The sequence below is a fragment of the Streptomyces sp. H27-D2 genome, assembly GCF_035828615.1.
GTDB lineage: Bacteria > Actinomycetota > Actinomycetes > Streptomycetales > Streptomycetaceae > Streptomyces.
The window spans coordinates 1-7,980 of the sequence record NZ_JAYMZR010000169.1 but is presented as its reverse complement, the minus strand read 5'-3'; the positions used below and the strand labels follow the sequence as shown (position 1 = coordinate 7,980).

9 protein-coding genes are annotated in these 7,980 nt (G+C 69.8%); 5 read left to right on the top strand and 4 right to left on the bottom strand.

Annotated features, from left to right (window positions below):
* Window positions 1-64: 64 nt before the first annotated feature.
* A complete protein-coding gene (locus QMK28_RS33190) occupies window positions 65-937 on the bottom strand; it encodes a hypothetical protein (RefSeq protein WP_326443408.1) in 873 nt (290 codons plus the stop codon).
* A 190-nt stretch (window positions 938-1,127) separates the two neighbouring features.
* On the opposite strand from QMK28_RS33190, the gene QMK28_RS33185 reads away from it, so the two are divergent.
* The 4 genes from QMK28_RS33185 (at window position 1,128) to QMK28_RS33170 (ending at window position 4,323) form a co-directional block, all read left to right on the top strand.
* A complete protein-coding gene (locus QMK28_RS33185) occupies window positions 1,128-1,937 on the top strand; it encodes an ABC transporter ATP-binding protein (protein WP_326443407.1) in 810 nt (269 codons plus the stop codon).
* 111 nt (window positions 1,938-2,048) lie between these two features.
* Complete coding sequence (locus QMK28_RS33180; RefSeq protein WP_326443406.1) at window positions 2,049-2,471, top strand: NfeD family protein; 423 nt, start codon at window positions 2,049-2,051, stop codon at window positions 2,469-2,471.
* Window positions 2,472-2,558: 87 nt separating this feature from the next.
* The gene (locus tag QMK28_RS33175) at window positions 2,559-3,497 is read left to right on the top strand and encodes an SPFH domain-containing protein (RefSeq protein ID WP_326443405.1); all 939 of its coding nucleotides are present in this window, start codon (window positions 2,559-2,561) and stop codon (window positions 3,495-3,497) included.
* Between the two features lie 58 nt (window positions 3,498-3,555).
* Window positions 3,556-4,323, top strand: coding sequence for a sulfite exporter TauE/SafE family protein (locus QMK28_RS33170; RefSeq protein WP_326443404.1), 768 nt, complete (start codon window positions 3,556-3,558; stop codon window positions 4,321-4,323).
* A 91-nt stretch (window positions 4,324-4,414) separates the two neighbouring features.
* Here QMK28_RS33170 and QMK28_RS33165 read toward each other — a convergent pair whose 3' ends face one another.
* The 3 genes from QMK28_RS33165 to QMK28_RS33155 form a co-directional block, all read right to left on the bottom strand.
* Complete coding sequence (locus QMK28_RS33165) at window positions 4,415-4,918, bottom strand: HNH endonuclease (RefSeq protein WP_326443403.1); 504 nt, start codon at window positions 4,916-4,918, stop codon at window positions 4,415-4,417.
* A 442-nt stretch (window positions 4,919-5,360) separates the two neighbouring features.
* A complete protein-coding gene (locus tag QMK28_RS33160) occupies window positions 5,361-5,900 on the bottom strand; it encodes a YbhB/YbcL family Raf kinase inhibitor-like protein (RefSeq protein WP_326443402.1) in 540 nt (179 codons plus the stop codon).
* A gap of 86 nt (window positions 5,901-5,986) precedes the next feature.
* Window positions 5,987-6,769 (bottom strand): sporulation protein, encoded by a 783-nt coding sequence (locus QMK28_RS33155; protein ID WP_326443401.1) that lies wholly within the window; start codon window positions 6,767-6,769, stop codon window positions 5,987-5,989.
* A gap of 146 nt (window positions 6,770-6,915) precedes the next feature.
* Between QMK28_RS33155 and QMK28_RS33150 the strand changes: the two genes are divergently transcribed.
* Complete coding sequence (locus tag QMK28_RS33150) at window positions 6,916-7,566, top strand: DNA-3-methyladenine glycosylase (RefSeq protein ID WP_326443400.1); 651 nt, start codon at window positions 6,916-6,918, stop codon at window positions 7,564-7,566.
* Window positions 7,567-7,980 lie beyond the last annotated feature (414 nt).

Genomic DNA, 7,980 nt, shown 5'->3' with positions numbered 1-7,980 from the left:
CCCGGCGCGCTGCCGGCGCGGAGCCCGTGGCGCGGAGGTCGCATCGCCCCCGCGCCCGGCCCGCTCAGCGCCCGCGCTCCAACTCCTCCACATACGCGTTGTAGGCGGCCACCTGCGCCCGCCGCGCCGTCCGCTCCACCGGCCGCAGCACCTCGGCCCGCGCCGCGATCTCCGAAGCGCTCACCGCACCGCCGTACTCCCGGCGGTCCCGGTCTCTCCTGCCGTCGCCGCGCACCGTCCCGACCGGCCCCGGAGGCCCGCTCGGCCCGTCGGGCCCGTACGCGATGGACACCAGCGCACCCACCCGCTGCGCCAGCTCCAGCACCCGTACCGCACGCGCCGGATAGCCCGGCGCGAGCACCTCCCGGCCGTGTTCGCTACGCGCCCGGTAGGCGTCCAGCGCGGCCTGCGCGAGCGGGCCGGAGCCGGCCACGTCCAGCCCGGCCAGCATCTCGGTCGCGTCCCGCAGCGCCTCGGCCAGCTCCCGCTCGGCCTCCCCGAGCGAGGGCACATCGGCCGGCGGCGCCTCCCGTACCGGCAGGCAGTGCCAGACCACCTCGATGTGCACGTCCTCGGCCGGCAGGTCGACGTCGGGCCCGGCCTCGCGGACCTCCGGCACCAGCCCCAGCGGCGCCCCCGAGGCGATCACCGCCTCACCGGCCTGAAGCGCCCGCGCGTTGAAGTCCGGCGGCCCGCTCAGCCCGAGCGGGTGTCCGGGAACAGGCAGCGCCACCCGCATCCCGATGGCGCCGAGCGTTCTCAGCCGCCCGAGCGCCAGCGAGAGTCCCACCGGGGCCGACTCTCCCGGCAGATCGGCGACGCGGTGCACCGCGTCATCACCGACGATGCGGTGCACGGCGTCGTCAGGTGAGATAAGTCCGGCCAAAAGGGCATTTCCCCATGCGGCCAGCCGTCCGGAGCGAGGTTCATCGAGCATGGACCCAGCCTAAGGACTGGACCGGTCGGGTGGTGGCGTAGGTTTTCCCTGGGGGCCGGCCGACACCGGTGGTGTCCCGACAGGACTGCGACCCCTAGGACCGCGCCCGGTCAGGACCGCATCCCTTGCCGGGGCTGCAACCCCCTCAAGCTGCATCCTTTTTCACATAGGTGCGACAACCAAGACAGCAATGGGAGACGACGCGCTCATGAGCGATGTACTGGAGCTGGTGGACGTATCCGTGGTCCGCGAGGGCAGGGCTCTGGTGGACCAGGTCTCCTGGTCGGTCGCCGAGGGAGAGCGGTGGGTGATCCTCGGCCCCAACGGCGCGGGCAAGACCACCCTCCTCAACGTCGCGTCCAGCTATGTCTTCCCGTCCAGCGGCACCGTTCAGATCCTCGGTGAGAAGCTCGGCGGCGTCGACGTGTTCGACCTGCGCCCGCGCATCGGTATGGCCGGCATCGCCATGGCTGACAAGCTGCCGCGCCGGCAGACCGTCCTGGAGACCGTGCTCACCGCCGCTTACGGCATGACCGCGCACTGGCAGGAGAGCTACGAGGCCGTCGACGAGGAACGCGCCCGCGCCTTCCTGGACCGGCTCGGCATGACCGACTACCTCGACCGGAAGTTCGGCACCCTCTCCGAGGGCGAGCGCAAGCGGACCCTGATCGCCCGCGCGATGATGACCGACCCCGAACTGCTGCTGCTCGACGAGCCGGCCGCCGGCCTCGACCTCGGTGGCCGCGAGGACCTCGTACGCCGCCTCGGCCGACTGGCCCGCGACCCGTACGCCCCGTCGATGATCATGGTCACGCACCATGTCGAGGAGATCGCGCCGGGCTTCACCCACGTCCTCATGATCCGCCAGGGCCGGCTGCTCGCCGCCGGTCCCATCGAGCTCGAACTGACCTCGCGCAATCTCTCGCGCTGCTTCGGCCTCCCGCTCGTCGTGGAGAACCGGGGCGACCGCTGGACCGCGACCGGACTGCCGCTCTCCTGACCGGGCGTCACCAGCCATACCGCTGTTACCGGCGCTTTCGGTGCCGCGGCGGGCAAGGCCCGGTCGATCTGTCCCTGTCGCCGATCAGCCTCACGTGCCTACCATGAACACGTGGACGCATGGGTGTGGTGGCTGATCGCCGCCGTGGGGCTGGGTATTCCGCTCGTACTGACCGCGATGCCCGAATTCGGGATGCTCTCGGCCGGCGCGGTCGCGGGCGCCGTGACCGCCGGTATGGGCGGCGGCACCGTGGCGCAGGTCGTGGTCTTCGCGACCGTCTCGGTCGCGCTGATCGCGGTGGTACGCCCGATCGCGGCCAGGCACCGCACCGACCGCCCCCGGCTGGCGAGCGGCGTGGACGCCCTGCGGGGCCGTCAAGCCCTCGTCCTGGAACGGGTGGACGGACGGGACGGCCGGATCAAACTCGCCGGCGAGGTCTGGTCCGCGCGCTCCCTCGACACCGACCGGATCTATGAAGCGGGACAGCAGGTCGACGTCGTCGAGATCGACGGCGCGACGGCCGTCGTCATGTGAGTCGTCATGTGGCCTGAACCCGCTGCGCGTCAGGCCGCGGATCTGACAGACTCGATCATCTGAAAACAATGTGTACGGGGAGCCGCTGTGGAACCGGTCATCATCGTCCTGATCATCCTGGTGGTGCTGGTCTTCATCGCGCTCATGAAGACGGTGCAGGTGATCCCGCAGGCCAGCGCCGCCATCGTGGAGCGCTTCGGCCGCTACACCCGCACCCTCAACGCGGGTCTGAACATCGTCGTGCCGTTCATCGACTCGATCCGCAACCGCATCGACCTGCGCGAGCAGGTCGTGCCGTTCCCGCCGCAGCCCGTCATCACCCAGGACAACCTGGTCGTGAACATCGACACGGTCATCTATTACCAGGTGACCGACGCGCGGGCCGCGACCTACGAGGTCGCCAGCTACATCCAGGCGATCGAGCAACTCACCGTCACCACGCTCCGCAACATCATCGGCGGCATGGACCTGGAGCGGACCCTCACCTCCCGCGAGGAGATCAACGCGGCGCTCCGCGGCGTCCTCGACGAGGCCACCGGCAAGTGGGGCATCCGCGTCAACCGCGTCGAACTCAAGGCCATCGAGCCGCCCACCTCCATCCAGGACTCGATGGAGAAGCAGATGCGCGCCGACCGCGACAAGCGCGCCGCGATCCTCACCGCGGAGGGCATCCGGCAGTCGCAGATCCTCACCGCCGAAGGTGAGAAGCAGTCCTCGATCCTGCGCGCCGAAGGTGACGCCAAGGCCGCCGCGCTGCGCGCCGAGGGCGAAGCCCAGGCGATCCGCACCGTCTTCGAGTCCATCCACGCGGGCGACGCGGACGAGAAGCTGCTCGCCTACCAGTACCTCCAGATGTTGCCGAAGATCGCCGAAGGCGACGCCAACAAGCTCTGGATCGTGCCGAGCGAGATCGGCGACGCGCTCAAGGGACTCAGCGGCGCCGTCGGCGACTTCGGCGCGATGGGCGGTGGCAACCGGGGCAAGGCCCCGTCGGCCCCGCGCCGCGAACAGCCCCCGATCGACTGACGCGTACGCCCCTCCGGCATGATCAGTGCGGCAAGCACCGATCACCGAGAGGGGCATCGTGAGCATCTGGGAGGCCCTGGCCGTCTTCGCGGCGGGCATCGGCGCGGGCACGATCAACGCCATCGTCGGCTCCGGGACGCTGATCACCTTCCCGGTACTGCTGGCCATCGGACTGCCGCCGATCACCGCGAACGTCTCCAACACCCTCGGCCTGGTCCCCGGTTCGATCAGCGGCGCGATCGGCTACCGGCACGAGCTGGCCGGCCAGCGCGAGCGAATCCTGCGGCTGGGCGTCTGCGCCGTCATCGGCGGCCTCATCGGCGCGATCCTGCTGCTCGCCCTGCCGTCCGACGCCTTCGACGCGATCGTCCCCGTCCTCGTCGGGCTGGCCCTGGTCCTCGTCGTCCTGCAACCGCGCCTCTCCCGCGCCCTCCAACGCCGCCGGGAGCGCAACGGCACCAGCACGGACGACCCCGACGGGGGCATCGCGCTGCTGGTCGGAATGGCGGCGGCCAGCGTCTACGGCGGCTACTTCGGGGCAGCCCAGGGCGTTCTCTACCTCTCGCTGATGGGGCTGCTGCTCAACGAGAGCCTCCAGCGGATCAACGCCGTCAAGAACGTCCTCGCCACCGTCGTCAACGGCGTCGCCGCGATCTTCTTCCTCTTCGTCGCCGACTTCGACTGGATCGCCGTACTCCTGATCGCGGTCGGCTCGGCTCTCGGCGGCCAGCTCGGCGCCAAGGTCGGCCGCAAGCTGCCGCCCACCGTGATGCGCGGGGTCATCGTCGCGGTCGGCGTCGTCGCCATCGTCCAACTGCTCACCTGACGAGCAGCCGGACGACGGCCCACGAGCATGCACACCGGCCTGCGATCGTTCTCGCCGACCTGCGACGGTTCACCGCGAAGCGGCGAAGCGCTCAGGCCGTCACCGGCAGCCAGTCCGGCAGCCGCTCCCGGCCCGACACCCCGAGCGCGAGCAGCAGCGTCTGCGACGGGGTCGGCTCGAACGGCCCGCTGATCAGCCGCATGCCGGCCTGTTCCGGCGTGCGGTCCGCCTTGCGGCCGTTGTCCTCGGAGCAGGCCGCGACCGTGTTCAGCCAACTGTCCGCCCCGCCGCGCGACCTCGGCAGCAGGTGGTCCACCGTCGTCGCCCGCCGGCCGCAGTACGCGCACCGGTGCCGGTCCCTGACCAGCACACCGCGCCGCGACCACGGCGCCTGTCTTCGGAACGGCACCCGTACGTACCGGCAGAGCCTGATCACTTGCGGCACCGGCAGTTCCACCGCCGAGGCCCGGATCCGAAGACCGGGATGGGCCTGCTCGACGACGGCCTTGTCCTGAAGTACGAGCACCACCGCACGCCGCAGCGTCACCGTCGACAGCGGCTCGAAGCTCGCGTTGAGTACCAGCGTCTCGCGCATTGAGCCCACCTCGCAGATCCATCCCCGCCCCACGGGCGAAGTGGTCCCACTCTGCCGGGGCCGGAACCCGCGCGACAACGCAATTTCCGTCCGCTGAACAGTGCCCTCAACAGTGTCCTGAACGTCCTGAACAGAAGGTGACGGCAGGCCGGACAGCTGATCGACACGCTGTGAAGATCAGTGACGGAGGGGTCGGAGGGACGCTCCGGGCCCCTTCCCCCGTGTGGAACAGGGAACCCGGAGCGTGCGGCAGCCGGCGCGGGCGCCCGGTGCGATCCGGACTCCGACGGGCGGCCGACGCAGAGCGCCCCGCCGCCCCCGCCACTGCGGTGCCGACTGCCCGACGACTCAATGCGCGTCGTCGGCCATACACCACTGTGCGATTCGGGGCGCCGGGGCGCAACGGATTTTCCGGGCGTGGCGGACCCCCCCCCCCCGGAGCTCAGCCCTCCGCGGGCACCTCGTGCTCGGCGATCAACTGCGCCCGTCCCAGCGTGTGGAAGCGCAGGTTGAAGCCGATCGCGGCCGGCGAGGCGTCCGCGTCCGGCCCCAGCTTCGGCACGTCCACCGCGTAGACCGTGAACACATAGCGGTGCGGGCCGTCCCCGGGCGGCGGCGCCGCGCCGCCGAAGTCCCGGGTCCCGAAGTCGTTGCGCACCTGCACGGCGCCGTCGGGCAGACCCTTCATGTCCCCGGTGCCCGCACCGGCGGGCAGATCGGTGACGGATGCCGGGATGTCGAAGAGCGACCAGTGCCAGAAACCGCTGCCGGTGGGCGCGTCCGGATCGAAGCAGGACACGGCGAAGCTCCGCGTCCCCTCGGGGAAGCCTTCCCAGCGCAGCTGCGGAGAGGTGTTGCCCTCGCCGTGGAGCTGCGCGCCCCTGAGCGCCTCGCCGGGGATCACGTCATCGCTCACCACGGTGAACGACGGCACCGGCGGGTGGAAATCATGGGGGAGCGGCCGCTGATTCAGCTCGGACACTTCGACACCTCCTGCATCGTGTACGGAGCCCTTCCGGGCCAGGTTGGAGCCGCGGTCTGACAGGCCGCGGCTCCTGACAGACCGGGCTAGAGCCAGCTGCGCTTGCCGCCGACCTCGGCCAGCCACTGGTTCAGGTAGGCCGACCAGTCGGTCTCCTGGAACGACTGGAGGCCGACCGTGAAGGAACGGAACGAGTCGCTGCCCTCGGTGAAGAGGCCCGGCTTCTTGTCCATCTCCAGGATGACGTCCATCTCACGGTCGTCCGCGACGAAGGTCAATTCGACCTGGTTGAGCCCGCGGTACTGCTGCGGGGCCAGGAACTCGATCTCCTGGTAGAACGGCAGCTTCTGCCGGGTGCCGCGGATGTGACCGCGCTCCAGGTCCGCGCTCTTGAACCGGAAACCGAGGTTCCCGAAGGCGTCGAGGATCGCCTGCTGGGCGGGCAGCGGGTGCACGCTCACGGGATCGAGGTCACCCGAGTCCACCGCCCGCGCGATCTGCAGCTCCGTCTTGACCCCGACGTTCATGCCGGTGAGGTGGCGACCGAGGAACGTGGTGATCGGCGTCTCCCACGGGACCTCCAGCCCGAACGGCACCGAGTGCACGCCGCCCGGCTGCACCGCGAACGCGCCGCCCAGCTGCTGCTTGTGGAACTCGATGTCCTGCTTGAACTCGTTGTCGCCGCTCTCCACCTCGACCCGCGCCTGCAGACCGACCGACAGCCCCTCGATCTGCTGCACGACGGAACCACCCTGGATCCGCACCTCGCCCTGAACCACACCACCGGGTACGACGTTCTCCTCGGTCAGCACCGTCTCGACCGACGCGCCCCCGGCACCCAGACTCGCGAGCAGCTTCTTGAATCCCATGTTGTTCCTCCCCAGGCAGCGCCTGTACATCGCTTGATCCATACGAACGCGAAACAACGGCAGGCGGTTCCGCGGCACTCACCCTGGCAAACCGGATGCGCTCTGACCAGCCGCCGTGCGCATCGACTGCACTACGCTCGGACCGCATGATCGCCGGAGCTGACCGTATGCCGCTCACCCGGGAGTTCTTCGACCGCCCCGTGCTGACGGTGGCGCCGGAACTGCTCGGCCGCACCCTCGTGCGCACCACATCCGACGGTTCGGTGGAGGTGCGCCTGACGGAGGTCGAGGCGTACGACGGCGAAGCCGACCCGGGCTCGCACGCCTACCGGGGCAAGACGGCCCGCAACGCGGCCATGTTCGGACCGCCGGGTCATGCGTATGTCTACTTCACCTACGGCATGTGGCACTGCCTCAACCTGGTGTGCGGCCCGGAAGGCCGCGCGAGCGGTGTGCTGCTGCGCGGCGCCGAGGTCACCCACGGCCTGGAGCGGGCCCGCGAACGCCGACCGAAGGCGCGCAAGGAACGCGAGCTGGCCCAGGGCCCGGCCCGGCTGGCCACCGCCCTCGACGTTGACTTCGACCTGTACGGCGCCGATGTCTGCGCCGGCGAGGGAGCCCCGCTCCGAATCCTGGCCGGCCGCCCCGTCACCGCGGCGCAGGTGTCGAGCGGGCCGCGAACGGGCGTGTCCGGCGAGGGCGCGACCCACCCCTGGCGCTTCTGGATCGAGGGCGATCCGACGGTCAGCCCCTACCGCTCCCACGCACCGCGCAAGCGCAGCGCGAGCGGTACTTGACTCTGCCGAGGCGAACGCCTAACGTAGTCCGAGCGCTTGGGACGGGCAGCGCTGTGGGCACGACCCCAAAGGTCGATCCGACAGCAACCCGAAGGCGTCCAACCACTACTACGACTCCCCAACGGGTTCGATTTTCGCATGCCGGAATTCGAATTGATTGGCTCGATTATGAGTCGCCGGGGGAATCCGCTAAAGTAGTGATCACGCCGGAAGGCGCGAAACAAGGCCCCGCAAGCGGCCGCTGGAAGCAAATTCAGACCGACTGTCTCTGATTTTTTGGAGGCGCTGGACTGGAAATGAGTCTGGTAGAGTTTGCAACGCAAGACCGAGTGAGCGCCCGGAGAGCCTGGTGAAACAGGGTTGAAGGAAGCGTTTGTTCCTTGAGAACTCAACAGCGTGCCAAAAGTCAACGCC

Excerpts from the sequence above, each read along its gene's own strand:
- QMK28_RS33150 (WP_326443400.1), top strand. The coding sequence starts at position 6,916 with ATGATCGCCGGAGCTGACCGTATGCCGCTCACCCGGGAGTTCTTCGAC.
- QMK28_RS33155 (WP_326443401.1), bottom strand. The coding sequence starts at position 6,769 with ATGGGATTCAAGAAGCTGCTCGCGAGTCTGGGTGCCGGGGGCGCGTCG.
- QMK28_RS33165 (WP_326443403.1), bottom strand. The coding sequence starts at position 4,918 with ATGCGCGAGACGCTGGTACTCAACGCGAGCTTCGAGCCGCTGTCGACG.
- QMK28_RS33185 (WP_326443407.1), top strand. The coding sequence starts at position 1,128 with ATGGGAGACGACGCGCTCATGAGCGATGTACTGGAGCTGGTGGACGTA.
- QMK28_RS33190 (WP_326443408.1), bottom strand. The coding sequence starts at position 937 with ATGCTCGATGAACCTCGCTCCGGACGGCTGGCCGCATGGGGAAATGCC.